We start from the raw sequence: 26,975 nt of genomic DNA on the forward strand, positions 1-26,975 counted from the left end.
CTGTTTATGATTATTTGAAAGCTTTTGTTGCTTCAATTGCTTTTTTCCATCCAGCATATAGCTCTTCGCTTGTTTCCGCTTCCATCGTTGGTTCAAAGCGTTTGTCCATATGCCACTGTGATTTAATTTCATCTTGGTTTTTCCAATATCCAACCGCAAGACCAGCTAAGTATGCTGCACCTAAAGCTGTCGTTTCGTTGATCACTGGACGCTCTACAGGAACATCTAAAATATCACTTTGGAACTTCATTAAGAAGTTATTTTTAACCGCTCCGCCATCAACGCGTAATGTTTTCAGTTCAATACCTGAATCTGCTTCCATTGCGCATAATACATCTTTCGTTTGGTAAGCTAAAGATTCTAGCGTTGCACGAATGAAATGCTCTTTCGTCGTACCGCGTGTTACACCAAACATAGCGCCGCGTACTTCACTATCCCAATAAGGTGTTCCTAGTCCAACGAATGCTGGTACAACGTATACACCGTCAGTTGATTCAACGCGAGAGGCATATACTTCACTCTCACTTGCATCTTTAAACATGCGCATTCCGTCACGTAACCACTGAATCGCAGAACCTGCTACGAAAATACTTCCTTCTAATGCATAGTTCACTTTACCATCTATTCCCCATGCAATTGTTGTTAATAGACCGTGCTCAGAAGCTACTGCTTTTTCACCTGTGTTCATTAACATGAAGCAACCAGTTCCGTAAGTATTTTTCGCCATACCTTCACCGAAACAAGCTTGTCCAAATAATGCCGCTTGTTGGTCACCAGCTACACCTGCAATTGGTACATTTTGACCGAAGAAGTGATAGTCAATTGTTTCTCCATATATTTCAGATGATGGACGTACTTCTGGAAGCATGCTCTTTGGTACTGTTAACATATCTAGAAGCTCATCATCCCATTGTAAGTCGTGAATGTTAAACATTAACGTACGTGATGCATTTGAGTAATCCGTTACGTGCGCTTTACCACCAGATAGTTTCCATACAAGCCACGAATCAATTGTTCCGAATAATAGATCGCCGTTTTCTGCTTTCTCTCTTGCACCTTCAACGTTATCTAAAATCCATTTTACTTTCGTACCAGAGAAGTATGCGTCAATTAAAAGACCTGTTTTTTCGCGAACCATTTCGCCATAACCTTTTTCTTTTAACTCATCACAAATTTCAGCTGTTTGGCGAGATTGCCATACGATTGCGTTGTAAATTGGTTTACTAGTTGTTTTATCCCATACAACCGTTGTTTCACGTTGGTTCGTAATACCGATACCAGCGATTTGTTCTGGTTTTACATCTGCTTCGCTTAAGCAAGTTGCGATAACTGCTAAAATAGATCCCCAAATTTCTTGCGCATTATGCTCTACCCAGCCCGGCTTTGGAAAATGTTGTGTAAACTCTTTTTGAGCTGAATGAACAATTTCACCTTTTTTATTGAATAAAATTGCACGTGAGCTTGTTGTTCCTTGGTCTAATGAAAGAATATATTTTTTCATATCGGTTTCCCCCTTATGCTACTTTTCTACTATTTGTATTGCTTCCGCTTTTTTTACTTGTCATATAAGAGATTGCTAGTACAATCACAGTTGCGATAATCACATAAATAAGTGCTGAATTTTGTTTTCCTTCAAATACAACTTGATGGAATAAACCTGCAAGTGATCCACCTAAAATTGGACCTACTACTGGAATCCATGCATACTTCCAGTTTGAACCGCCTTTTCCTGCAATCGGAAGGAAGAAGTGTGCGATACGCGGACCTAAATCACGTGCTGGGTTAATTGCGTATCCTGTTGTCCCACCTAATGATAAACCAATACTTACAATTAAGAAACCTACGATAAATGGATTTAATCCATCTGCAAATTTATTTGCACCAATTGCTAATATACCAAATACTAAAACGAATGTTCCAATCATTTCACTTAAAAGGTTTGCAAATGTGTTCGGAATTGCTGGACCTGTTGCAAATACACCTAACTTTGTTCCTGGATCTTCTGTTTCTTTCCAGTGTGGTAAGTAATGTAAATATACGATAACTGCCCCGATAATTGCCCCAATCATTTGTGCTACGATATAACCTGGTACGTCACTCCATGGGAACGCTCCCTTAAATGCTAGTCCTATCGTTAAAGCTGGATTCAAATGTGCCCCACTAATTGATCCAACCGCATACGCTGCAACCGCTACTGCTAAGCCCCAGCCCATTGTAATAACAATCCAACCTGAATCTTTCGCAAACGATTTCTTTAAACTTACACCAGCACAAACGCCGCCACCAAGTACGATTAACAACGCAGTCCCTATTAACTCTCCTAAAAATGCTGACATAGTATCCCTCCACAATCAATTTAAACGCTTCCAAATGTGATAGAGGTAAAATGAATGGCCATTCGTTTTTGTCAAAAGAAAAAGACCCACAGCTTTGCACGCTTCTATATAAATTTATATAGAAACAATGAAATGTGGATCTCTTCTTTTCTCCGTCACGTTTATTAACTTGTCTATAATGTTAACCTCTTATGAAAGCGGTGTCAACAGAATTTTTTCACATTTTCGTCACTTTTTTTGGTAATGTTTCCATAGTTCGCGTTTTGACGTCGTAATCGCTGTCGCACCAGCGTTTAAAGCTCTTTCCACATCTTCTACAGTACGAATAAAACCACCTGCTAAAATCGGTACACCAGTACGCTCTTTCACTTCAGCGATAATATCCGTCATTGCTCCCGGAAGCACCTCAATATAATCCGGTTTTGTCTTATCTAAAAGATTGCAGCTCTTCTCCATCGCACTCGAATCGATTAAAAAGATGCGTTGTATTGCCACAACACCTTTTTGCTTCGCCTTCATAATAACGCTCGCCTTTGTCGAAAGTAACCCGTACGGTCTAAACTCCTGACATAAATATTCCGTCGCATGCCCATCACTCTGCAAACCATGAATTAAATCCACATGTAAAAACACCTTTTTACAATATTGCTTCGCAAGTGATATAACACTCTTCAATTGACCGACATGAATATCTAAAATAACGATATACTCATACGAACTATGTAATAGTTTTTCCAAATCTTTAATTTGCCTCACTGCCGGCAAAATCTTTTGTTCATGAAATTCCATTCTAAATGTCCCCTTCTTTATGTCATCCTATCCTTTATAGTACACAATTTAAGTGAAAAGAACAGCTAGTGTAGGGGATTTCTTTCAAATCTTTCCTCTATTTATATATTTTCTTCAACTTATCCGATCCCATACCACCTATAATCATGAATGCAAGGGGCAAAAGATTCATTACATATGGCGCATCTGCTACAATTGTAATACTTGCTCCTGCAAATTTATTTAGCATCCATACAACGATTTTTGTAATAAATAAAAATACGCCCATCATAAATAAACTATCAAAAAACACCTTCCATTTTGGATACGCCAATTGCTTACTATCTTCAATTACTTTCTGCGTCAATTCTTCATCACTCCTTAGCAGTTCATCAATTGTAATACCGAACAGATCACTTAAATGAATAATAATTTCAATGCTCGGATAGTTCTTCCCCGTCTCCCATTTCGAAACAGATTGCCTACTCACATGAAGTTTTTCAGCCAAATCATTTTGCGACCAATTTCTTTTTTCCCTTTCTTCTTTTAAACGCTCACTAAAAATCATACTGTGTTTATCACCTCTCTATGCCCATTATGTTCAAATAAATGATGAAGAGTAAAGCTAGTTATCGTTGCATTTCCTGCGCAACTTATGCGTTACAGCTTATAATGGCGCTATTTTATATGTATCTTCCCTATACTATGCTCCAATAATAATTTCCCGAACAATAATACAAAGAATGGATACTAATAAAGTGAAACTTTAATCAGCCCTCACTAATCGGGCTTTTACGGACAGCCCGCGCCCCACCTAACTTCTTTGATTCCGCTGAATTTTGAGGTGGGTCTTACTGCCCGGCAAATAGCGGGATAAAGACTAGATTAGGCATAAAAAATACGCCATCCCTTCTTATCAGTCTCCAGAAAGAATAACGCAAATTTTCATTTTTACTCATCATTTTTCGGACTATATGAAAACCCCGGATATTTCACAACAGGCCACTTCTCCTTACGCAGAGAATCCATTACTTGCGGGCCAACATGTATATTACTCTCCACTATTTCTTTAGGAGTCAGTGCCATCCATTGATTTAACGATACATCTTCAAAACGATTGCTTCTGAACATCTCTAAAAACCATAATGTTTCGGTACCTGTATTTTGAATATAATGCCCCGTCGCAAACGGTACATATCCGACATCGCCAGCTCTATAATCAAATGTACGAGCGGTACCATTTCCAAGAAACACAGTCATTCTCGCTTCCCCTGTCAAATAATATTGCCATTCATCATTATTCGGGTGCCAATGAAGTTCTCTCATTCCACCAGGCTCAACCTCAACGAGCGCTGCTGCGATTGTTTTGGAAATAGGGAAATTTGTGGAATCTACAATTCGAACGCTACCACCAGGCGTCTTAATCGGCTTTTGTTTTAACAATTCATGTTTAAATGTTAAAGGAACTTCTCCTTTCGGTGATTGAACTTCCTGACTTTCAAGGGAACCTGGCACCTCTCCTTGATAAATATAAACTTGATCTGAAGGGATAGAACGAAAAGCACTCTCAGGTACTCCAAAATTAGCCGACAACACCTCTTTTGGCGTATGCGCAAACCAATCAGAAATAGCTAAAGTAGATAAATCAGAAAAATGTCCATCATCGAAAACGAGTAGAAATTCACAATGTTCCAATCCTTGAATGGAATGCGGAATACCAGGCGGAAAATACCAAAGATCACCTGGTCCAACATCAGCAATAAAATTCCGTCCATTTTGATCAACAGCCGTTATGCGTGCCCGTCCTAAAAGCATATACGCCCATTCCGCTTCTTTATGCCAATGTAGTTCTCGTACTCCACCGGCCGTTAAACTCATATTTACTCCTGCAATCGTCGTCGAAACCGGTAGTTCTCGAACAGTAATCTCCCGAGACCACCCGCCTTGTTTCAAAATCATAGAAGTGTCCGAGAATGAAAACTTCAAGTTAGGAACTAACCCTGCATCCGTTATAGGCGGAACAAGCATATTCGGATTTTGAATATCCCGCATAACATTACGAGGTCCAGAATCAATCGCACCTGCTCCGTCGCTGCGGATTGGTTGTGGCACATTCCTTCCTGCTTCATTAACAGTACGTTTCTTCATGATTACACTCCTTTTTCATCCGGTTATTAGGTGAAAAGCCTCCATCATAGTGTATGAATTGGGCTTTAGATGGTTACAGTTACTATGGAGTTACATCAACTGCCTATCATTATCGTTTTGTTCATTTCTCAACTTATACTAGTATGGACAGCGTCTGGAAAGATAATGAAGAAATTAAATTAAAACTAATAAAAAACCCTGTAAAATTTATTACAGAGTTTTTCACCAATTATTTATTGTTTTACATATCGAATACGAACATTATCGTCCATATGATAAATTTGTAATGTGTTCCCATCATAGTTTTGCAATTTATACATGATACTATCATTTGTTAACTTTACTTCTTGACCGTCTTTAACTGCTTTTGTTACTTTTAAAGATAACTGGAATGATGGGACATCCACCGTATATGTTCCTGTTAAATAGTTATCTTTATTCGGATAAGAACCATTCGCATAAGACTCAAATGTTTTATCACCTTTTAGTACTAGCGTAGTTTTTACGCCACTGCCGTAATCAATACCCCAATTACCAATAATCTCAGTACCATCTTTAATGTTCTTCTGCATGTTGCTATAACTAATTCCTAACTCTTCACTTGTACCAACTGTATCTACAAATACCCCAGTTTTTGCTTGACTTTTATCTGTTTGAGCCTGACTGCCAGTAGTTGGGTTTGCCTGTGTAGAACTACTTGTTGTACTAGTAGATTTTTCCGTGGTTGTATCACCTTTTACTTCAGCCCTTAACTTATCAAATGTAGGTTTCCAAATACGTTTTGCTTCCTCTAATTTTATATTTGCTTTATTTAAGATTTCCTTATCAGTCTCTAAGCTAAAACCTTTATCGTTGAATAACTTCTCTATTTCACCGAATGTTTCTCTTAGTTTACCTGCAGCTCTTTCAATCTCTTTTTGGTCTTCTTTATGTTTTGGCGGTGCAGAAATCTTCTCTATCTTATCAAATACTTTATAGATGTCTTTAACACTATCTAATACCTCAGCTTTTGATTTACTTCCGTTTCTCAAATCCTTTACAGATGCATCATAGTAATCAAATCGTCTTAACATATCCTGTTCAATGTCTAATAAATATTGTGCATAATCTTCATCTAAAACTCGAACCTTTTGAACATCTTTACTTTCTTCTTTCGAATTAGTTGATTTTTCTTTTGTTCCAGAAGACTTAGCTTTACTTGTTTCTTCTGTCTTTGCTTCTTTACTTGCCGAATCTTTTACTGTAACACAACCACTTAATAATAATGTAACTGGAACTACAGCAGCCATTAGTTTCTTCACTTTCATACCTCATACTCCTTAAAGTAATTTACTCTTAGTTTGTTTTGCTACCGATACTCTTCGCTGCTTCTTCAAACAGTTTTGAACCTTCTTGTGCTTTACTTAATGATTGATGCATTTTACTCTCGTCTTCTTGGTCTAATGCATCAAAGAGAAGTTGGAAACAATCCGCATACAGTTCCATCGATTGCTTTATCTTCACTTGTTCTCCCTGTAATTCAGGAGGTGCTTGTAGATTCTTCAGTTTCGTTGTGGTTGCCTTTGCTCCACCTAAACTCAGTTGTACTTCACTTTTCTTTTGTTTGTATGATTTTACGTCTGAATCTGCTATTCCTTCAATTAATTTCATTGTATTTTCAATTTGAGTAGCACTATTTATGATATCTGCCTTGTACCTTTCAACATCTGAACCAGTTACCTTACCAATTGAAGAAGTTGAATTATTTGAAGAAGAACTTGGTTGACTACTTGATGAGCTACTATTTGTACCTTCACCTTTCGCTACAGATAAGCTATCCTCTTTCTTGCTATCAGTTGACTTACTCTCTTTTTCAGAAGTCTTATTCTCTTTCTCTACCTTTTGCGTCTCTTCTTTCTTTGTTTCAGCTTTCTTACCATCAGTTTCAATTGTAATACAACCACTCAATAACATAACTGGTAACGCTAAACTTACTAATTTCTTTGCTTTCATGATTACTAATACCCCTTTATTTGTAAAATGTAGTGCAAACAAGTTAATATACTTAACTAATAAATTCCCCCCGAATAATTCATTAAAATCTATCGCCCATATATTACCTGTATATTCATAATCTTTCTATATATATATCATTTTACAAAGAATTACATATTTGGTCAAAGGGATTTATGTAGTCCTTAAAAGGAAATTTTAATAGCAAAGAAAAGAAGCTAACAATAAATTGTTAACTTCTCAGCTTAAGGAAAAAATAGTATCTTTCCTTATCTTCTAATATCTAGGTTGTGATTGAATATTTGTAAGATGAACATCATACATATCAATGATTTCAAGAAATCTATCAGCTTCACGGAAAACATGGTCTGCCAATAATGGATGAATGATGCTCTTTATTTTACATTGCTCAATTAAATCACGTGCTGTTTTCTTAAAATCCCGAAGAGATGCAACCGACACACGATTTTGATCTAAAAATTGATCTAAAAGAGGGGCTGTTTGGGATTGTGGTTTCATAGATTCTAAGTCAATTGCTTGATACATCAATTCATCAAAATCATTGCTAAAATTCCGTGCTGTATCTACAAGCTTTCTTTCCGATGGATCAAGAAGATGACCAATAAATTTAGCATGGTCTGCCATAATCCGTAAAAAGAAAACATTTTCTTTAATAATAGCATCAGGAAGAGCATCTAATTTACCTTCATTTAATTGTATTAAACGTTTTCTAAAATAATCAGCTTCCCTACTTGTATGGTCAACTAAAAGTGGAAAGTTATTTTGTCCTGGCAATTTACATGTGAGAATTAACCCTAAAATTTTCCGTTTAAATCCCCAAATATTAGTTGCGGCTTGTTGTACTTCTGCATTAAATCTTTTTATTTGCTCAGGATCTGTTTCATTTGTATAGGAATGCGCTATTTGTTCAATATGTTCAAACAATCGATAAAATTGATTCGCCTCTTCGATTAGTTGAGTATCCTCGCATCTAAATCCCAAGCGAAGAAAAAAAGAATGCTCTTTCATGATTCTAGACCAAAAACGAATTTCATTTAATGAACGCTCAACAAACATTACAGACGTAACCCCTGTATCAGGATGTAATGAAGTTTCATCCCTATGCATTGTTAATCCCCCCCAGTAAAATCCCCGCTAGTTCCATTCTTATGAGGAAAAATATATATAAATGCCATCAATAAAAGTTTATGATGACTCTCTTATACATGTAAAATTAAACTAATATAACCTTAGCTTGATGAACATATACTGCTCCCCCAGAAGAAAAAAGGCTACCACCTAGATGTAAAATCCTACTAGGTGGTAGCCTTTCAAAATTTCTATTAAAGCAATACCGAATCTTTATCACTATCCTGATTACGTTTCTCACGCTCTTCTTCTAAGCGCTTCATATATACTTCGCCTTCTTTTTCAATAAACTCATTATCCATATCTTGCTCTTTTTTCGAAGTATATAAAACCATGTAGCCACTTAGTACAATCCCGACAATCACAAGATACACCCACCATGGTAAAGTTTCCAAATCACTTCATTCCTTTCCTTAGACAAGCCTTATTAGTTTCACTTTATGAGGAAAGAAGTGGATTTATACCTAAAAATTTTATTGTGGATGCTTCGCGAAAAATGCTTGTACATATTCCATAAACTCAATTGGTTCCTGACGAAACGGTGCGTGGTATCCTTTTTCAATAATATGAAACGTACTATTCGCAAATAACCCATGATACAGTTCACCATTTTTCCAAGAAACACTCTTATCATGTCGTCCCCATATAATTAAAGTCGGTACCTTAATTTTATCAGCTTCCATCGCAATGCGGCGCTCTCTCATTTTCGTAAGCTGATCATAATGCTCTTTATCATCACGGCTATTTTTTACTTCATTTTTATTATACTTCGTAATCTCAGTTACAGTTTGTAAGTCCGTCGATAGCGGTGGTACTTCATAACTTTCTTTTTGCTGGAAAGACTCTATCCCTGTAGCATCCGCCAAGATGAGATGCGTCACTGCATCCGGATATAAATACGCTAAATTAAGGGACATCTCTCCGCCCATTGAATGGCCGAGCACCGCAAACTGATCGTATCCGAGCTTCTTCATTAACTTATAATATAAATTCACTTGCGCAGGAAACGAATACTGAAAATCAACCGGCTTAGAAGAACGCCCAAACCCTAAAATATCAACCGCAATAATCGTATGGTCTCGCGCTAGTTCCGGATAAATATCACTAAACCCATCAGAAGAACCACCAAACCCATGCAGCATAAGTAAAGGAGGTTTCCCCTCACCAATTTGTTTAAAATAAATCGTCTGCCCATCAATTTGCGCCATACTCTCTTTCGTATTCAGCTTCATCATAACAGTATCTTTCACTTCTCCAACCTTCGCAATCGGCTTATCGACGAAATTACAAACAATTAACAAAACGAGCACAATACCGCTAATCATATAAAACTTAAACCGTTTCAAAGTTCCCGTCTCCTTTCTCTTGTTGCTATTTAAAAGTTTTTACATTTTTTGGTTATTTTATGTTCTCTTTTTAATTGTAACTGAAATGGTTACAATTATACTAAAAAAATATAACTCATTTCTATTACTAATGGTTATTCTGTAACTATTATAGTTACATATTTAAAGTAAGTCAATTCTTTTCTCTACATGGCCTGAAAATAGAAAAAGGGACTTCATGTTGAAGTCCCGTTCTTTTTTATTATACTTGGCTTACTCCGCCGTCGCCTCTATTATCTGCTGGTGCTCCGCCTGTGTCGCCAATGTTAACGTAGTCTGGTCTTGCTGGTGCTCCTCCTGTGTCTCCTATATTAACGTAGTCTGGTCTTGCTGGTGCTCCTCCTGTGTCTCCTATATTAACGTAGTCTGGTCTTGCTGGTGCTCCTCCTGTGTCTCCTATATTTACAGCTTGATTTGTAAAAGAACTATTGAACCCAATTGATAATACCCCTACTAATGCAGTCCCAACAATAGCCAAACGAAATTTCTTCATTATTTTAACGCTCCCTTTTCCAATATATTTTTTTGAGCCTTATTATTCATATAAAAATATTTACTTGCCTTAACATGATCATCAAATTCATAAAATTTCAGTGCTAAAATTTCAGTGTATTCTTGAATACAATCCCATAATCTTTCTCTCTCAAAATAAGAAAGTCCTTCTAAAATTACATCTTCAATAATTGATACTGAAGATTTTCCATTGAGTTCTTTCAAAATTTTAAACCGATGTTGAAATTCTTTTTCTCCTAAATCAACACAAATATTTAAACCTTTTTCAACAATTGGATTCGCTAAATTATATTGTCCTAATTTGTAATGTTCATGTGCTTCTACAAACAAGGCTTTAAAGTGTTCTGGGTAATTTTTGGTCACCTCAGATATATGACGAATCGCTAATTCTGAAAGATTTTGACTAGCATAAAGCCAAGCTAAATTATGCCGAACCATTAGCATATATTTTTTTTGATCTGCTTTTTGCAATACTTCCATAGCAGAATTAAAGTTTTCTTCCGCTAATTCATAGTGATCTATGTCTACACAACATAGTCCAAAAGCATTTTCACATAATCCTACTTTTATTTCATAGCCTGGATATTGTAAAAATGCTGCTTTTGCCCTATTCAAGTAATCTATTGCATGAACTTGGTCATATTTTTGATAATAGAAATTCCCCATCCGATAATTAAACTCCGCATGTTCTATCGGATCGGCAATATATTTCAATAACTTCTCAGCTTGCTCATACTGTTCTTTCGCTTCATTATAATTTGAAATTAATGTGCAATGAAACCCTTTAAAAAAGTGATAGTAATAAGCTAGAACACCTTCTGCTGGGATTTCAAAAGATTCCACTTTATCAAAACTATCTTCTCTAACCCCAATCCAATCAACTAATGCATCATATCTAAAATTCAACAACGCATGATAAAGCAATACATCCTGATCTACGTCCAACCCACTAATCTTACTTTCAATCTCCTCTTTCATTTCCGTAGCTTTCTCTATATTTTGCTGTAACATTACACGATACCAATCATCTAAAGAATGTTTCATTTGCTCCCGCGTTACTACATCTGCTCCCATACACTCGCATCTCCTTTTCTCAAACTTACAAAATTAGTATTTTTATACAATTATCAAAATTGTATATTACCACTCCTTTTCTATGCATTGAAAAATAATTATCAGAAAATTTAATATTTTGATTAATTATACCAAAGTTTTCCTTTTTAATAACTTGAGAAACAATTGTCAGAAAACTTACTAGGATAAATAAAAAAGCAAGCAGTTCCAGCACTCCGCTAAAACTACTTGCTCTCCTACTTACTATCTCTATTTTTACTCTTTAATAAATTCCTTCGTACTTCTCACTGTATCAATTGGACGAACTAATTTTTCAATTTCTTCACGTTTTGGCTCTAGGAATGGAGGTAAAGATAATTTTTCGCCAAGTGTTTCGTATGGCTCATCTCCCATAAACCCTGGGCCGTCTGTTGCAAATTCAAATAAGATTTGTGGTGCAACTCTTGCGTATAATGACTCGAAGAAGTGACGATCTACATAACCCGATGAAGGAAGCCCTACGCTACTGATTCTCTCAATCCATTCTTCTAATACAGCGCGATCTTCTACGCGGAATGCCGCATGGTGCACTGTACCAAAACCTTGTTGTGCTTCAGGAAGAACTGTATTATGTTCTACGATGACAGATGCACCGTTTCCACCTTTATTCACTTCAAATAAATAGAATTCTCCTTCTTGCGCAACCTCTTTAAATAATAAAACTTTTTCTAACACTTCTTTGAAGAAACTAAAGTTTGCAATACGGATGAATACAGGCCCTAAACCAGTAATTGCATATTCTAATGGAACTGGTCCGTTTTGCCATGGTGTACCTGATTCGATCCCTTTATCAAGTTCATCTGAGATTAATTGATAGCGTTGGTCATCAAAGTCAACGAAAGAAAGAGTTTTCTTACCAAATTGCTCTTTAATTCCTGTATGTTCTACTTCAAGACGGTCAAAACGTTTTACCCAATATGCTAACGCTGCATCAGTCGGAACACGGAATGAAGTTTTTGAAATTTCATTTGTACCGTGTACTCCTTTTGGAATACCTGGGAAGTCAAAGAATGTCATATCTGTTCCGGCACTACCTTTATCATCTGCAAAGAATAGATGATACGTTTGAATGTCATCTTGGTTTACTGTTTTCTTAACTAAACGCATCCCTAAAACGTGAGTGAAAAACTCATAGTTCTTTTCTGCACTACTTGTAATCGCTGTAACGTGGTGAATTCCTTTTAATTGGTTCATTTTATATTCCTCCAATGGGTTTCATTTATATGTTAAATTTGTATATTTTCTTCTATTACTTCTCTTCAATCGGTGCTAAATTCGCTTCAATCTCTGCACGCTGATCTTCTAAGAACGGTGGTAAATCAAGTTTTTCTCCTAAATGTTCCACATCTCCATCAACTGTAAATCCTGGTCCATCTGTCGCAATTTCAAAAAGGATTCCGTTTGATTCACGGAAATATAAGCTTTTAAAGTAGAAACGGTCGATGATTCCTGAAGACTGGAAGCCTCTTTGTTTCACCTGTTCTTCCCAATAGGCAAGCTCTGCATCGTTTTTCACGCGAATTGCTAAATGGTGAATGCTCCCTCGGCCCGGCTTTTCAGTAGGTCCATCTAAATATTTCACAACGATTTCTCCAAAAGCCTCTCCTTTAATGGATTGAAAAATTGCTTCCTCTTCGCTACGGCTAACCTCTGTATAACCAAACATTTCTGTAAGTGTACTCGCCATTTTATCAAGTCTACGAACGGTCATTTCCACAGAACCCATTCCTTGAATTTGATGCTCTGCAGGAACTTCTGATTTCTCCCAAGTTTCCCAGTGCTCTACTTTTTCCCCGTTTGAAACGAGTAGTACTAGGCGAAGACCTTCAGCATCCTCAAATTGCAAAGCAGGACGATTTGCATATGTTGTCATTTCACTATGTTTCACATCAAATTTTTCAAAGCGTTCTTTCCAGTAATGCAAGCTATCCTCTGAAGGAACAAGTAATCCAATTCGAGTAATCGCATTCGTACCGCGATATGTTCTTCCTACTAATGGAATTTCAAAAAATGATAATTCCGTACCTGGACTTCCTGTTTTATCTCCATAAAATAAGTGGTACATTGACGGATCATCTTGGTTTACTGTCATTTTCACACGACGTAAGCCAAGCACGTTTTTATAAAAGTGATTATTTTCATTTGCATTTTTCGTAACCATTGAAATGTGATGATGCCCTTTAATTTTATACATTGGTTATTCCTCCGTTTCGTTTTACTAGTCAAGTGATAACTAAAAAAATAATATTTCCCACAACTAATATGGTTTTTAGCTTTTCAATTTATTCTTAATTATGTTTTTGTAAATTCATCTTAGTTTTTACTGTATAAGTTACTTTGTTTTTTAATCGAAAACAACTGAGTGTATGTTTTTCATATGACTCAATCGCTTTCGTTACTATCACTTTACACCTCAAGTGATTGAAAAGCAAGTGAAAAATCTCGAATTCAAGATTTTTTTGTTAAATAACATTTAGGGTGTAAAATCATTAATTTCTGGATAGCGTCACATCACTATCAAGCTAACAAGAATACACTACCCAAAAACGATAAAAATGAACTTCGTTGCTATAAAAGACAACTTTTTTGTTCCGAGGGAATTATAGAATTTTATATCTTTACAATTATTTATGGGGAGTTAATTCATTTTTTTCAAGAATAAGTAATTTCTTAAATAAAAGTTCACGTACCTCTTCCTTATGATAATTAATTTTTGTTGATTGATAAGAAATTTAATGAATGATTATTCGAATATGCTTTCGTAAATGTTAAATGTAGTTTTTGGATAATGTTTGGTCAAGTTGATACTAATACCCTCGATAAACGAAAGAAAATTAAGAGTGTTCCGAGAAAAAGTAATTAAAAAACGCTCATTTACAGAAGAACATTATTCAAGTGAAGCCCTCTATAATTCAATTACAACTCCTTGAAAGTTTATGATACTATCCTGATCACACTTTTTATATTTAATGTTTTAAGGAAAAAAGCTATACTATAAGCGAAACTAAAAATTAGAAAGGAAATACCAGAACATGGAAAATTATATGCTATTTATCCTTACAGCACTCCTTATTATAATGATGCCTGGTCCCGGTTTTGCTTTAGTTACAAAAAACACTATCTCTCATGGTAGAAATGGTGGGATAAAGACCGTCTTAGGAACGGTATCTGGAATGATGATTCATACAATAATGGCTACACTAGGACTCTCTGCTATCTTAATGAAATTTGCTATGCTATTTACATTAATAAAATATGCTGGGGCATTTTATTTAATTTATTTAGCTGTAAAGTCAATTAAAAGTGCCTTTTCTAAACAAGAAAAGGTGTCAGGTTCAGTGGAGATAAACTCTAAGGATATTGGAACGGTTAAAAGTTTTAGACAAGGATTTACCACGGCAATCTTAAACCCAAAAACGGCTGTATTTTTCCTTAGTTTTCTACCCCAATTTATTGTGAGTAATCAAAGTCATTTCTTCCAATTTCTTTTGTTGGGATTCACATTTACGACTTTGACAGCAATATGGTATTTACTTTATATCTCTCTAATACGTCAATTAAGAACTTTTTTAAGAAAAGAAAAGGTGAACCGTACAATAGAGGGTATTACTGGCACAGTATTATTAGTATTTGGAGTTAGGCTATTTTTCCAAAAATAAATATGTAATAGAGAGAGTTTAAAACTTTCGGTTTTTCCAATAAATGAATCAATATAAAAAGTATGGCTTTCAAACAGTAAAAAAGTGAACAAACGGGTGTGTTTGTGGAATAAGCTTCAATAAAATAACCAAACTTTTTATAAAGAAGTGAATCGATTATATTAAAATTGATATAAAGGCGTTATCCTTTCCTATGATTTCTCAGAAAGAATAACGCCTTGCTCTTTTTAGAGGGTATTTTGTCTAGTTAGCTTGATAGCGATGTGGTTCTATCCCTTATAAAGTGAAACTTTAATCAGTGGGGGTTTTGTTCATCCCCCACTGATTATTAGTTGAACCAATCGGGCTTTTACGGACAGTTGATCCCCCACCTAACTTCTTTGCTTCCGCTGAATTTTGAGGTCGGGGTCTTACTGCCCGTTAATGCGGGATAAATGTTACAAAAACATTTATAATAGCTCTAACTTGCACAATGCTTCCCGTTAATATAATACGCTGATTCTGTGAAAACCGTAAATACAACCTCTACTTCTGGAAGTCCAAAATCCATTACATATGTAGTAATGGCCTTGGCAAATCGATCACGAATTTCCTGTCCACGCTCGAACCATTTCACTTCAATAAGAGGAAACGCTTCTATTTCTTCTCCATTGAATATAAACGTAGAACTTGGTAGTTCCAACGTAAAATTATCCGTACCACACTCACAAATCTCTGCGAGCTCTTCTACTAATGGCTTGCTTATGTGTTTTAATTGTTCAGTAGTAATTCCATGAAACACAATATGCGGCATGTAAATCCCTCCTTTAGATAGTTTTATATTTGCCCACATCATAGCACAATTCTCCCACCTTTTAACAAAAATAGATGCTAAACAAGTTTCAACTCTTATTTTTAGGCCTGTTATACAGGCTGAAGCGATTCTAAGTATCTGCCATATTAAAGTTGATATGCTCCCATTCTAGTGGTGAGATATGTTTTAATCGTTCTTCGTTAATCCCATGCGTACTTCTTAACTATTTCATTTAATTTTTAATAAAGAAAACAGCCTCACTAAGCTTTTAAAACTTAATGAGGCCACTTTATTCACACTTTTAATTATGGAACGTCGGTTTATAGAACGAACGATTATCAAGTGCAAAGACACGCTCTGTGTATTCACCTGGTTTTGTGCGTCCTAATGCGCGGTCCATCATGTTCATTTTTGCATCTAAGTTATCGATGTAGTGCAGAATTTCTGCTTCTTTTACTAATGGTGGTTTTGGGCTACCCCATTCTGCTTTTCCGTGGTGCGAAAGGACGATGTGTTGAAGAATTAATACTTCTTCTGCATCGATTTGCAATTCGTCTGCTGCTTTACCAATTTCGTTCACCATGATAGAAATGTGGCCTAGTAAGTTTCCTTCTAACGTATACGTTGTAGAAATTGGGCCAGATAGTTCAATTACTTTACCAAGGTCATGTAAAATAACGCCTGCATATAGTAAGTCTTTATCTAATGATGGGTATAGATTTGAAATAGCTTTCGCTAAATCTAGCATCGATACGACGTGATAAGCTAGTCCAGATACGAACTCGTGATGGTTCTTTGTCGCTGCTGGATATTCTAAAAATTCGTTTTGATGCTTATTTAACAAATGTCTTGTTAGACGTTGAATGTTCGGATTTCTCATTTCAAATATGTATTGTGTAATTTTCTCAACCATATCTTCTTTTTTCACTGGTGCTTTTTCTACGAAATCCGAGATGTCTGTTACTTCATTTTCATTCGCAACACGGATTTGTTTCACACGTAATTGAATACGTCCTTTGTAGTTTAAAATATCACCAGCTACTTTAACGATTGTTTCTGCTACATATTGTTTCTCAACTTCTGGTGATACGTCCCATAGCTTCGCTTCAATATCTCCACTTGGATCTTGTAAGATTACTGTTAAAAATGGCTTTCCATTACTTGCAAGACCTTTTGTCGCTGTTTTAATTAACAAGAAAACATCGACTTGTTCACCAACTTCATATTCTGCAATTTTCTTTTTCATTCGAATTCCTCCACCAAATCAGTTACTTTTAGTATAGCATATCACAACTCATTTTCTTTACGCTTATGTGTTAATTTTACAATCTGTTTTTCTGTAAAATACGCGAGTAAATGCGCATGACATGTAAAGAAGATGACTTGTCTATCTTTTGCGATTTCCTTTATTAGTTCAATCGTTCGATCCGTCCTTACCGCATCAAAGTGCACGAAACTATCATCAATAATAAATGGGTAATCATGTTCAAATGTTTTCGCAAGTGCAAATCTCAGCGATAAATATAACTGCTCCGCTGTCGCTTGGCTTAGTTCATGACTGTAAAAACGTATACCGTCGTTACGTTCAACAACGAACGGCTCCGCCTCTGACGGTGAAAAGATTTTACTATAGCGTCCGCCCGTTAAATAGACGAAATACTCTTCTGATTTTTGTAAAATACGAGGCAGATGCACTTCATGATAATATTGCTTCGTTTTCGTTAACACCGTTTTTGCGGCCGCATAAGCAGCCCACTTCTTTACTTGTTCACGTACTTGCGCTTTTTTCATTTCCCACTCATGCATTAAATCGCCGTACGTACTACCTTCTTCTAAATTCACAATTTCCATACGATGTTTCGCAATGCGCTCTGTCAGTTCTTTCTCTTGCGCCAGACAGTTTTGCACGACTGTAATTTCTCTCTTTAATTTCTCTTCATAACCGTCAGCTTCGTAATGTTCAGCTAATGATAAACTCTTTAAACGCTGTTCTAACAGATCAATTTGCGGTAATAAACGCCCCACTTGTTTCTCTGCATCTTCACGTTTTTCCGCTAGTTTACCTGCTTCTAAAAACATCTCTTCATCTGTAGCCTCTGCAATATTCCATAATACATCTCGTTCTACTAGCAGTTGTTTCAATTGCTCTTGCATAAACTCATATTCTTCTTGCCATTCAGCTAGCTTCTCTTTCAGCTGCTTATAAGTTTGGCGTTTTTCTTTCTCATTTTGCATACAACTTTGTGCTTCATGCAACTTACTATACTCTGCACTACCGATAACAGCTTCTAGTTTCTGTTCAAAATGCGAAATCATTTCATATAATGAAGATTTTCGCGTGCCTTGTTTTTCTAACTCCCGATATAATTGCTGCATTTTTTCAATACGCTCAAACGCTGGCAATATGTGTGCATACGTATAAAATTCTGGGAACATATAGCGCGTTTTATATGCATCTACTTGTTCTCCCGCCTGGAACGTTTCTCTCTCCCATTCCTCATACGATGAAACGACTTTATCATAAGCTCGCTCCATTTGCTGCAATTTATAAGACTCACGCTCAAATAGCTTCCGAATCTCTTCATCTTTTTCTAACTGATAGCGCACAGACAGCGCTTCTTCACTTTGTCTCCCGCCAGCACTTTGCTGAAGAGTAAGAAGCTCTTCTTGTAATCCACTTGACGGATCTTTATATAAAACAAGGGCAAGAACAATCCCTACAAAAACAATAACACTAATAAATAAGAGCGGGCGGTTATCAATAAATAAACTCGTGAATAAAACAAGCGTGTTAATAAGAAGTAACAGAAGACAAACTCTTTGCCACTGCTTTTTCTTTTGCATAGCTGCTCCTGCTTTTTCCTCATACTTGCGCTTCATTCTCTCTGCGCCCATACCGATAAACGCCGCATCTTGGAACGATTTCTCTTTCTCAACTAACGTATTTCGCTCTTCATCAACTAACATTTGTTTCTGAATCTGTCTTATATTTTCTTCTTGTTCTTCTAATTGCTCTTGCGCTACTTTAAAACGATCATCAAGCTGTGCTTTTTGCGTTTCTAATTCACGTGCCTTTTGCACGGTTTGCGTAATTAATTCTTTCGTTGCCAAACTCATGTCAAACGCAAGAACCGCTTCCTTTTCAAAAGTAGCACCAATTTGTTGTTCTAGTTCTGCAATTTCTTCTTTTATATTCGCAATACTTCCTGTCATATCACGCATTTCTTGGCGTGCATTTTCGTAAGACATATGTTGCATACGAAGTTCTTCTACATAACTTTCTTTTCGTAAAAACTCTTCATCTATTTGAATCGAGACAATTTCCGATTGCACTGTCTCTATTTTTTTGTGGAGCGAATCAACTTGTAACTGAAGCGGCTCCATCTTCGCCTTAATCGCTTCATAGCGCGCCATTCCGTTTACAGGAAACTGCCCGCTCTCATTTTCTAACACTTTCTCATGCGCACGTTTTTCAATAACGAGTGGCTCTAGCGCTGCTAATATTTCATAATCTTGCTTTCGCTTTTCTGCACTCTCTTTCTCTCCGCGAACAGAAGCAAGTTTCTCTTCACTTTCTTTTAATTGCTCGACTTGTTTTTCATACGTGCCAATTTTCCCTTGCCACTCTTTCATCTTCTCTTCAAGTTTCTTCATCTCTTGCAGTGACACGTTAATTTCCGGTTTACGCCCACTCGGTTTAAAACGCTGATCCATTTCTTTTTCTAGCTTTTTATCTAACTGTAATAGCGCATCGCTTCCGACTGCACTTGCTGAAAATAAATAATTGCCAATATCCGCTTCGCCGAGCTGATGAATATTTTGAAGACCATGCATATCAAATGAAAAGACCGATTCAAATAAACTTTCATTCATCCCGCTTAATATATCGTTTAAAATTTCCTCGCCGCCCGTTTTCCCGTCTTCAAAATAAACGGTCACCTCGCCAGCTGCCGTCTTTGGCAATCGTTCAATTTTCAAACGGCCGTACTGCTCTGTTTGCACAGTCAGCGCACCGCCATACTTCCCGCCTTCTTTCGGCTCATAACGGCGCTGTCCTCTCGTCGGAAAACCGAACAAAATACTTTTCATAAACGAGCGAATTGTCGATTTCCCCGCTTCGTTTTCACCGTATAGTACCGTCAGCAAGGAAAGATCCATTTCCACATTTTCTAATTTTCCGTATCCATAAATATGGAGTTTTTCAATTCTCATTTCTATCCCTCTCTTGCTGGAATAATTGTTCTAAAATAATATTTTCTGCTTCCTTTTGAATCTCTTTCTTCTCGTCTTCTGTAAAAGATTCAATACTATTACGTGCTACAGGAGATGTCCAAATGGTGCGCAACACGCCGTCCATATGTGTGAAAGCTTCTAGCTCCTTTAGCACACTACCGACGAAATGATTTTCCGCTTTCAAACGTTCGATTTCTGCAAAAGAAACCGTCTCATTTTTCCACTTCATTGCATATACGAAATCTTTTCGCTCTTCGCCAGATGCTAAAATATGAAAAATCTCTTCCACACGCTTTTCGTCACGCAAATAAGGAGAAAGTGGGCCCTGCCCTGTGAATACGACAGTTAAAAGCGTCCCTTCCTCTTCTCTTCGGCAATCATTCATCGCAGTTGACATGCTCGTCATAAGTTCATCAACAGTTTCAAGTCCATCAATACAAACCTCGATCTCATCCCATACAACATCTGCCGTATGGAAAAATGAACACTGCGTTCCTTGTTTCGTAAGTTCAATAAGGTACGCACCCTTCTCGCCTGTTTCCTTACGATGACGACCTTGTATGTTTCCTGGATAAATAATGTATGGCTCTTCTGATAAAATTTCACGTTTATGTATATGGCCAAGAGCCCAATAATCAAACTGTTTTTCTTTCAATTCACGAATTTGAAACGGTGCATAGCGATTATGCTCTGCATCTCCTTCCACACTTCCGTGAAGCATGCCAATATGAAAAGGCGCATCACTCATTTTCGTATACTGCGCTGTCATATTATCCGTTACCGCTTGCTGCAAATAACTAAACCCATAAATAGAAGCTAATAGCTCACCATTTTTATAAAATGATTTCTCTTCTACATAAGGATCGGTAAACACATGAACATTTTCCGGAAACTCAATTGCTGCCCAGCTTCCCCCTAAATGATCATGGTTACCGTGAATAATAAAAACAGGGATATCGTACTGCGAAAGTCTCTTCATTTGCTCACGCACAAACACTTGCGCCCTCAAACTTCTCGTCTCCGCATCATACAAATCCCCAGCTAGTAATACGAAATCAACGCGCTCTTGAATCGCTTTATCAACAATACGCTCAAATGATTCAAACGTACTTTGCTTCATTCTCTCCCAAACAGACTGCGCAACATTCATCTCCATTCCTTTAAACGGACTATCCAAATGCAAATCAGCCGCATGTATAAACTTTACTTGTTTCACAAATAACGATCCTTTCTATCTTTCAAAAGTTTCATTTTATTAAAATTAACATCGCTGAAAACTAATAATCATCGACAATGAAAATATTCTCGATGATTAAAGTTTCATTCTATTTTACCACGCAATGTCATATATTTCTTTGCATATTGTAGCGTTTTATGTCAAAATAATTATAAGATTCTGATTTTAATTATTGGAGGGAATTTTCATGGGAGTATACGTTCTAACAGTCTTTGAAAAAGATGGTTCAAAAGCATTAGACGAATCATTCGAGGCGGCAACTGAAAAAGAAGCGAAAGCAAAAGGTGAATCTATTTTACAAGAAAAAGGATTGTATGAAAAAACACATCGCTGTACATCTACTGCAGGTAAGCTCGTTTTATTCCAGCGCTAAAAAAAAGAAGCGTCATCCGCTTCTTTTTCACTCTACTATATCTTCGTCACACCACGTAAACACCACATCTAGAATGCGATTACCAATACGTACGCGTTTATTCCATTTACCTGTTTGGATCTGATGTTGCAATTCAGCTTTCATCTTTTCCGTCCAGCCGTGAATCGTTTCACTACCGTCGTACGGATATACGCCTGGAAACTCTTCCTGCAGTAGATGCAAGCTCTCTGCATCAAAATGAAAATGGAAGAAGTAGTTTGCTGTAAGCGATGGTTCTTGCAATCGTAAAAAATGATCATCAATTTGCTTTCTATTTCTATAGAAAGTAAAGATATTCACTTTACCGCTAGTAATTTGGTCAATTTGAATTTCGTGCTTCTCTATAATCACGTCTTGCCCACCTCGTTGTATACTATCTTTAGTATATATGTCTTTTGCAACAAAGTTAACCATTTTCGCGCGAAATTCATTTCCTTCATTATAATTCCTGTACCTCCATATGCAATCAGGATAAATAAAAACAAAGTTGAAGGGGAGCGATCACATGTATTTCGGAAGCAAAGGTTGGTATGTAAAAGAACTTAAAAAATTAGGTATCCGTACTTATGAAGGTAAAAAACTAGAATCTTATCGTACGCATATTTTATCTAGTTTACTTGAGAGAATGAAGAAGGCTTCGGCTTAATAGAAAAACACCTCCCGAATTCGCATACTAAGTATGCAAATTCAATGGAGGTGTTTTTATCAGTTTTCATAAAAGATTTTTTGCTTCCGCTGGAACGGATACGTTTTAATCTCAGCTGTATCTAAATCTTCATTGAATAAATGAATGGCTATAATTTGTCTACAATCGTAAGTATGGTAATAATATGTTCCAGACTCCATACACATTGCACTTGTATAGATCGTATTATCTAATATACCGTCTTCTGTTATTACTGCCCCCTTAGGGACCTCACAATTTGATAAGATATGAAAAATAGCCGATATCCCCTCTTCTTCGTTCTCTATACCTTGAATGTTTTTTTTGCCATATGCTGCCCGTACAAATCTTGATGGCGGGGTGAAATCTCCAGGAAGTCCCATCGTTCCTGAACCTTGGCCAAAAGCACTTAATGGTACATCTCCCCACTCCGTTGGCGCAAATGGCTGCGATTTAAGACCAATATATTGTCTTAAATTTTGTAAATGCCAATTAAACTCGGGACTATTAGTCATCACTCCTATTGGATTGTCATACACTTTTATTCCATCAGCTGTCGGCTCAAGTACAATACACGCTCCCGATTTGTCTGCTAAAATCCAATGTAGCGGCGGTGTAATTCCTAAAACTGGTAATGGCACATCTATAAAGGCAATGCTATCAATAGATTTTCTTACCTCTTCAACAGAATTGAACTGCGTGAGGCTCCAAGTCACAAAATCAAATGGCGCTACATTCGTTTTATTGCTATCTATATGATTACTATAAGTAGCGAATCCTGGGAAATAGAGAGTTGCACATGTCATACCAGCTTCATTTACTCCGTCCGCCATCATGACCCTTCCTCCAAAATTAATTCCCATTCCGACAACAGCCTTTTTCGCTCGGATCGTTTCACCAGTTATATTGTTCCACTGATAACGCCGAGGGATGATTATTACTTCTTGATTCATATCTAATGTGAAATCCATTGTTCTCCCAAAAAGATGCTGGAAATTTTTTGTTTGTAACGTCAAACTAGTACACATGAAGAAATCCCCCCATTTTATAGTTATATACACATTTTATAAAATTCTGATAAATACGTAAATTAAAAACCCTATTTATCACTAACAAAATAACCACCCAAACTAAAAATGCTATAATAAATCCAATGAAACTAAGGGGGCAAATTACTTTGCTTGGAACATGCATTCAATTTCATAAGTTTGGCAATCCAAAAGACGTATTACAAGTTGAATATAAAAATATAGAACCACTAAAAGATAATGAAGTTTTCGTCCGTATGCTAGTTAGACCGATTAATCCATCTGACTTAATTCCAATAACCGGAGCGTACGCACATAGAATCCCTTTACCTAACATACCTGGTTATGAAGGTGTTGGTATTGTAGAAGATGTAGGAGCTTTTGTTTCTAGAGACCTTATCGATAAACGTGTGTTACCGTTACGCGGGGAAGGTACTTGGCAAGAATATGTGAAGACATCAGCTGACTTTGTAGTCCCTATTCCTGATTCGATTGATGATTTTACAGCGGCACAAATGTATATTAATCCTCTTACGGCGTGGGTTACATGTACAGAAACGCTAAACTTAAAACGAAATGACATTTTATTAGTAAATGCTTGCGGATCCGCTATTGGCCATCTTTTTGCGCAGTTATCACAAATTTTAAACTTCCGACTCATTGCCGTGACAAGAAGTAATAAGCATACAGAGGAGTTACTACGCCTAGGTGCTGAATATGTAATCGATACTTCCACTGCCCCGCTTTATGAAACAGTTATGACATTAACAAACGGCAGAGGTGCAGACGCTGCGATTGATTCTATTGGGGGACCGGATGGAAATGAATTAGCTTTCTCCTTACGTCCCAATGGGCACTTTTTAACTATAGGACTTCTGTCAGGAATACAAGTAAACTGGGCAGAGATTGTCACGAAAGCAAAAGTGCACGCGAACATATTTCATTTACGACATTGGAATAAAGATGTGTCCGCATATAAATGGCAAGAGACGTTTCGTCACTTAATTCGTTTAGTAGAAAATAAGCAATTACGTTTTATGACAGTACATTCTACATATGACTTAGCGGATGTGAAAGCGGCAGTTGATGTTGTGCAATCTGCGGAGAAAACGAAAGGGAAAGTGTTTTTGACGAGTTATTAAATTGAGTACATTCAACTATCAATCCATTTAGTAGCATAGAATTTTAAGTAGCTTATGTAATTTAATTAAAAAAGCGAAAGGAGATTCTAACATGTGGTTACTCACAGCAATTACGCCTGTTGTAATAGCCGGAGGAATTGTAGTATATGTGATTAGAAGTCTTAAACATAAATATAACAACGGTAACTTAGGTAAGAAAAAATCAAAAAACGCTCAAGTTTTATTAGATAGTTTAATACCAATAGGAATGCTTTTAGGGTGTTTGATCGTTATTATTGTTGGCATATTTTCTCCTGATTCATTACTACTTTCAGTTAGTTTAGGATCTGGAATAGGCTATTTATTTGGATTTTTTGCTTATGAAATTTATAGCAAGACAGGAAACAATTTTTCCTAATTCAAAAGGAATAAGCGGGACAGTACATAGTAATCATATGAAATATGTAACTGTCCTTTATTTTTGCATCAATGTTATCACCTTACCTTTCGCCTACTATACACCTCTTTTATTGATTTTTCTCTCCTCCCCTTTTTGCATATCCGCTTTTTTATTTTCATTGGATCTATATCCAAAGTAAAGTAGCGCACATGTAATAACAGAACCTACAATGTATCCTAAAAAACATCCTAACCAAAACATAGTTTAACCGCCTCCATTCATAATAAATTTTTATGTAATATAACTCTTTACATACTCCATCGTTTATTTCTATTAACTATACACTTTCTAAAATTATTCATACCACTAATTCTCTTCGTACCTCAAATAGCAATTTTATTATTTGTCATAAAGTTAACACCTTCTTTAAATACAAAAACTTCCATTTTCTTGCTTTTTCTTAAGAAATAATATACTACATTTGAAATAAGCGAGCTAGTACGTCGGCCCTTCTCTATTTTAACTTTAGTCATGAACAAAAGAAAAACAAAAAACCCCCTCAAAGCATAAACTTCAAGGGGTGAGCCTGTTTTTTATTTACTTATATACGTACAGCTGTACCACTTACAGCAACCATTAACATTCCATCACGAACAACTTCGTAATCTACGTCAATACCAACGATAGCGTTCGCACCTTTTTGTTTTGCAAGTTCTTTCATTTCGTCCATTGCGATATCACGAGCTTCTTTTAGCTTACTTTCATAAGAACCAGCACGACCACCGACAACATCACGAACAGAAGCGAATAAATCGCGGACAATATTTGCACCCATAATAGCTTCACCATTTACAATATCGATATACTCAATAATTTCTTTACCTTGAATTCCAGACGTTGTTGTTACAATCATGACTGACACTCTCCTAATAAGTTGTAGTTTTAATTAGCTTTCTTATGTCTTTATTATGACATGGAACAAACAACTAATCTATTGAATTACCTTACAGGAATGTGACAGTTTTGTAAGAATGAAACGCGCATTATGTTTCATATTAATAAAGCGCTTTAACATTAGGATACATAAACGACTCTTTATTTTCTTTCCAGTCCTTTTCTACTTCTTTGAAAGTTGGTCGTCCTAATTTTTCATTGTTTTCATGTTTACGAAACCATTTTTTTACATACTGGTCTCCATTTTTATTTTGAACTGTACAAAGGAAACTATTACTGCTATCCTTTAATATTTTTACAATCACGAAAAGGCACCTCTTCCCTTTTAAATAACATAATAGAACTTGATCTTTTACTATAGGCCCTTCCTCTCTTATAGTCATACGACTCCTCGGCCGCGCCAAAGTTGTAAGATCAAAAAACGATATTCACTTTGTTTACATTTTATTTAAAGAAATCAGAGTTATAGGCATTATGCTTATCAAATATTTTATAGATTTCTAACTTATCATCTAATTTTGCATCTACTAAAATTAATATATTGCCATCGTAAATATATTCTTCATACTTTTTAGCATGTTCTTCTGGAATTCCTAACCCTATAAATGCTCCTATTAAACTTCCAGCTCCTCCGCCAATACCGGCTCCTCCAATAGCTGCTGCGATCGGTCCTGCTGCTACGATTGGACCCATTCCAGAAACGGCAAGTATACCAAGACCTGTTAATAAACCACCGAGTCCGCCTGCTACACCTCCTGCTACAAGCCCTGTCGCTGAAAAGATATCCGCTTTATGTGCAGTTTCATGATTTACTTTTTCACCCGATTTTTCTTCAAGGTGTTCAATTTCCTTTTGATCTTTCGCAATAGCTGAAATGTTATCTGCTGAGTATCCTTTATCATTTAATTCATTAATAACGAGTGCCGCATCATCAATTGTTCTAAAAACACCTACTATTTTTCTATCTACATTCATAACTATTAACCTCCTAAAGTTTTATATAATGTATCTTTATTTTTCTTCATTTCTGTATACACTAATCTTCTTATTAACATAACCATTTACGAAAA

At 36.4% G+C, this 26,975-nt stretch carries 29 protein-coding genes; 5 read left to right on the forward strand and 24 right to left on the reverse strand.

Going from position 1 to position 26,975, the window contains the following annotated elements; translation table 11 throughout:
* Positions 1-10: 10 nt before the first annotated feature.
* From glpK to ACO6VI_RS15770, 14 genes are all read right to left on the reverse strand, one after another.
* A complete protein-coding gene (glpK, locus tag ACO6VI_RS15705; protein WP_000760001.1) occupies positions 11-1,501 on the reverse strand; it encodes a glycerol kinase GlpK in 1,491 nt (496 codons plus the stop codon).
* 13 nt (positions 1,502-1,514) lie between these two features.
* Positions 1,515-2,336 (reverse strand): glycerol uptake facilitator protein GlpF, encoded by an 822-nt coding sequence (gene glpF, locus ACO6VI_RS15710; RefSeq protein WP_001272200.1) that lies wholly within the window; start codon positions 2,334-2,336, stop codon positions 1,515-1,517.
* A gap of 228 nt (positions 2,337-2,564) precedes the next feature.
* Positions 2,565-3,125, reverse strand: coding sequence for a glycerol uptake operon antiterminator GlpP (gene glpP, locus ACO6VI_RS15715; RefSeq protein WP_000394286.1), 561 nt, complete (start codon positions 3,123-3,125; stop codon positions 2,565-2,567).
* A gap of 97 nt (positions 3,126-3,222) precedes the next feature.
* Positions 3,223-3,672 carry a helix-turn-helix domain-containing protein gene (locus ACO6VI_RS15720; RefSeq protein WP_023521349.1) on the reverse strand — a complete coding sequence of 150 codons (450 nt, stop codon included), beginning with the start codon at positions 3,670-3,672 and terminating at the stop codon, positions 3,223-3,225.
* 383 nt (positions 3,673-4,055) lie between these two features.
* Positions 4,056-5,252, reverse strand: a complete 1,197-nt coding sequence (locus ACO6VI_RS15725) for an oxalate decarboxylase family bicupin (protein WP_000747528.1) — start codon at positions 5,250-5,252, stop codon at positions 4,056-4,058.
* 233 nt (positions 5,253-5,485) lie between these two features.
* On the reverse strand, positions 5,486-6,559 hold the full coding sequence (locus ACO6VI_RS15730) for a DUF3994 domain-containing protein (RefSeq protein ID WP_000865195.1): 1,074 nt from the start codon (positions 6,557-6,559) through the stop codon (positions 5,486-5,488).
* 28 nt (positions 6,560-6,587) lie between these two features.
* Positions 6,588-7,244: a DUF7018 domain-containing (lipo)protein gene (locus ACO6VI_RS15735; RefSeq protein WP_098818293.1), complete on the reverse strand. Its 657-nt coding sequence runs from the start codon at positions 7,242-7,244 to the stop codon at positions 6,588-6,590.
* Positions 7,245-7,520: 276 nt separating this feature from the next.
* A complete protein-coding gene (locus ACO6VI_RS15740) occupies positions 7,521-8,372 on the reverse strand; it encodes a DUF2935 domain-containing protein (protein WP_000554479.1) in 852 nt (283 codons plus the stop codon).
* Positions 8,373-8,587: 215 nt separating this feature from the next.
* Positions 8,588-8,788, reverse strand: a complete 201-nt coding sequence (locus ACO6VI_RS15745) for a sporulation YhaL family protein (RefSeq protein ID WP_000449223.1) — start codon at positions 8,786-8,788, stop codon at positions 8,588-8,590.
* 78 nt (positions 8,789-8,866) lie between these two features.
* Complete coding sequence (locus ACO6VI_RS15750) at positions 8,867-9,739, reverse strand: alpha/beta fold hydrolase (RefSeq protein ID WP_070179910.1); 873 nt, start codon at positions 9,737-9,739, stop codon at positions 8,867-8,869.
* 241 nt (positions 9,740-9,980) lie between these two features.
* A complete protein-coding gene (locus ACO6VI_RS15755; RefSeq protein ID WP_078993480.1) occupies positions 9,981-10,271 on the reverse strand; it encodes a Phr family secreted Rap phosphatase inhibitor in 291 nt (96 codons plus the stop codon).
* Positions 10,271-11,365: a RapH N-terminal domain-containing protein gene (locus ACO6VI_RS15760; protein WP_000500588.1), complete on the reverse strand. Its 1,095-nt coding sequence runs from the start codon at positions 11,363-11,365 to the stop codon at positions 10,271-10,273. The genes ACO6VI_RS15755 and ACO6VI_RS15760 overlap by 1 nt, the downstream gene beginning before the upstream one ends.
* Positions 11,366-11,620: 255 nt before the next feature.
* Positions 11,621-12,598 carry a ring-cleaving dioxygenase gene (locus ACO6VI_RS15765; RefSeq protein ID WP_016122046.1) on the reverse strand — a complete coding sequence of 326 codons (978 nt, stop codon included), beginning with the start codon at positions 12,596-12,598 and terminating at the stop codon, positions 11,621-11,623.
* A 55-nt stretch (positions 12,599-12,653) separates the two neighbouring features.
* Complete coding sequence (locus ACO6VI_RS15770; RefSeq protein WP_053565092.1) at positions 12,654-13,598, reverse strand: ring-cleaving dioxygenase; 945 nt, start codon at positions 13,596-13,598, stop codon at positions 12,654-12,656.
* A gap of 838 nt (positions 13,599-14,436) precedes the next feature.
* Here ACO6VI_RS15770 and ACO6VI_RS15775 point away from each other — a divergent pair.
* Entirely contained in the window at positions 14,437-15,063 is a 627-nt protein-coding gene (locus ACO6VI_RS15775) for a LysE family translocator (RefSeq protein WP_000433011.1), read from the forward strand.
* A 460-nt stretch (positions 15,064-15,523) separates the two neighbouring features.
* Here ACO6VI_RS15775 and ACO6VI_RS15780 read toward each other — a convergent pair whose 3' ends face one another.
* The 4 genes from ACO6VI_RS15780 to ACO6VI_RS15795 form a co-directional block, all read right to left on the reverse strand.
* A complete protein-coding gene (locus tag ACO6VI_RS15780) occupies positions 15,524-15,856 on the reverse strand; it encodes a DUF1904 family protein (RefSeq protein ID WP_161520128.1) in 333 nt (110 codons plus the stop codon).
* A gap of 301 nt (positions 15,857-16,157) precedes the next feature.
* Positions 16,158-17,102, reverse strand: a complete 945-nt coding sequence (gene yhaM / locus ACO6VI_RS15785; RefSeq protein WP_000726652.1) for a 3'-5' exoribonuclease YhaM — start codon at positions 17,100-17,102, stop codon at positions 16,158-16,160.
* 41 nt (positions 17,103-17,143) lie between these two features.
* The gene (locus ACO6VI_RS15790) at positions 17,144-20,068 is read right to left on the reverse strand and encodes an ATP-binding protein (RefSeq protein ID WP_078993479.1); all 2,925 of its coding nucleotides are present in this window, start codon (positions 20,066-20,068) and stop codon (positions 17,144-17,146) included.
* Positions 20,058-21,305 (reverse strand): metallophosphoesterase family protein, encoded by a 1,248-nt coding sequence (locus ACO6VI_RS15795; RefSeq protein ID WP_078993478.1) that lies wholly within the window; start codon positions 21,303-21,305, stop codon positions 20,058-20,060. Before ACO6VI_RS15795 ends, ACO6VI_RS15790 begins: the two co-directional genes overlap by 11 nt.
* Before the next feature lie 208 nt (positions 21,306-21,513).
* On the opposite strand from ACO6VI_RS15795, the gene ACO6VI_RS15800 reads away from it, so the two are divergent.
* Complete coding sequence (locus tag ACO6VI_RS15800; RefSeq protein ID WP_000539552.1) at positions 21,514-21,699, forward strand: YhzD family protein; 186 nt, start codon at positions 21,514-21,516, stop codon at positions 21,697-21,699.
* A 27-nt stretch (positions 21,700-21,726) separates the two neighbouring features.
* Here ACO6VI_RS15800 and ACO6VI_RS15805 read toward each other — a convergent pair whose 3' ends face one another.
* On the reverse strand, positions 21,727-22,089 hold the full coding sequence (locus ACO6VI_RS15805; RefSeq protein WP_142254740.1) for a hypothetical protein: 363 nt from the start codon (positions 22,087-22,089) through the stop codon (positions 21,727-21,729).
* Between the two features lie 154 nt (positions 22,090-22,243).
* Between ACO6VI_RS15805 and ACO6VI_RS15810 the strand changes: the two genes are divergently transcribed.
* Positions 22,244-22,384 (forward strand): YflJ family protein, encoded by a 141-nt coding sequence (locus ACO6VI_RS15810; RefSeq protein ID WP_000273535.1) that lies wholly within the window; start codon positions 22,244-22,246, stop codon positions 22,382-22,384.
* 59 nt (positions 22,385-22,443) lie between these two features.
* Here the strand turns inward: ACO6VI_RS15810 and bsh are convergent, their stop codons facing one another.
* Positions 22,444-23,430 carry a choloylglycine hydrolase gene (gene bsh / locus ACO6VI_RS15815; protein ID WP_078993476.1) on the reverse strand — a complete coding sequence of 329 codons (987 nt, stop codon included), beginning with the start codon at positions 23,428-23,430 and terminating at the stop codon, positions 22,444-22,446.
* Between the two features lie 149 nt (positions 23,431-23,579).
* On the opposite strand from bsh, the gene ACO6VI_RS15820 reads away from it, so the two are divergent.
* Positions 23,580-24,572 (forward strand): zinc-dependent alcohol dehydrogenase family protein, encoded by a 993-nt coding sequence (locus ACO6VI_RS15820; RefSeq protein WP_065482435.1) that lies wholly within the window; start codon positions 23,580-23,582, stop codon positions 24,570-24,572.
* Between the two features lie 91 nt (positions 24,573-24,663).
* Positions 24,664-24,969 carry a hypothetical protein gene (locus ACO6VI_RS15825; RefSeq protein WP_078994977.1) on the forward strand — a complete coding sequence of 102 codons (306 nt, stop codon included), beginning with the start codon at positions 24,664-24,666 and terminating at the stop codon, positions 24,967-24,969.
* 96 nt (positions 24,970-25,065) lie between these two features.
* Here ACO6VI_RS15825 and ACO6VI_RS15830 read toward each other — a convergent pair whose 3' ends face one another.
* The 4 genes from ACO6VI_RS15830 to ACO6VI_RS15845 form a co-directional block, all read right to left on the reverse strand.
* Positions 25,066-25,212 (reverse strand): hypothetical protein, encoded by a 147-nt coding sequence (locus ACO6VI_RS15830; RefSeq protein ID WP_000498632.1) that lies wholly within the window; start codon positions 25,210-25,212, stop codon positions 25,066-25,068.
* A 340-nt stretch (positions 25,213-25,552) separates the two neighbouring features.
* Positions 25,553-25,864 (reverse strand): YbjQ family protein, encoded by a 312-nt coding sequence (locus tag ACO6VI_RS15835; RefSeq protein ID WP_000637510.1) that lies wholly within the window; start codon positions 25,862-25,864, stop codon positions 25,553-25,555.
* Positions 25,865-26,006: 142 nt separating this feature from the next.
* Positions 26,007-26,210: a DUF4028 family protein gene (locus tag ACO6VI_RS15840; RefSeq protein WP_002023439.1), complete on the reverse strand. Its 204-nt coding sequence runs from the start codon at positions 26,208-26,210 to the stop codon at positions 26,007-26,009.
* Between the two features lie 139 nt (positions 26,211-26,349).
* Positions 26,350-26,880 (reverse strand): general stress protein, encoded by a 531-nt coding sequence (locus tag ACO6VI_RS15845; RefSeq protein WP_001100088.1) that lies wholly within the window; start codon positions 26,878-26,880, stop codon positions 26,350-26,352.
* Positions 26,881-26,975: the final 95 nt, after the last annotated feature.

The sequence above is a fragment of the Bacillus sp. PSXD-155 genome, from assembly GCF_049310765.1.
Lineage (GTDB): Bacteria > Bacillota > Bacilli > Bacillales > Bacillaceae_G > Bacillus_A > Bacillus_A cereus.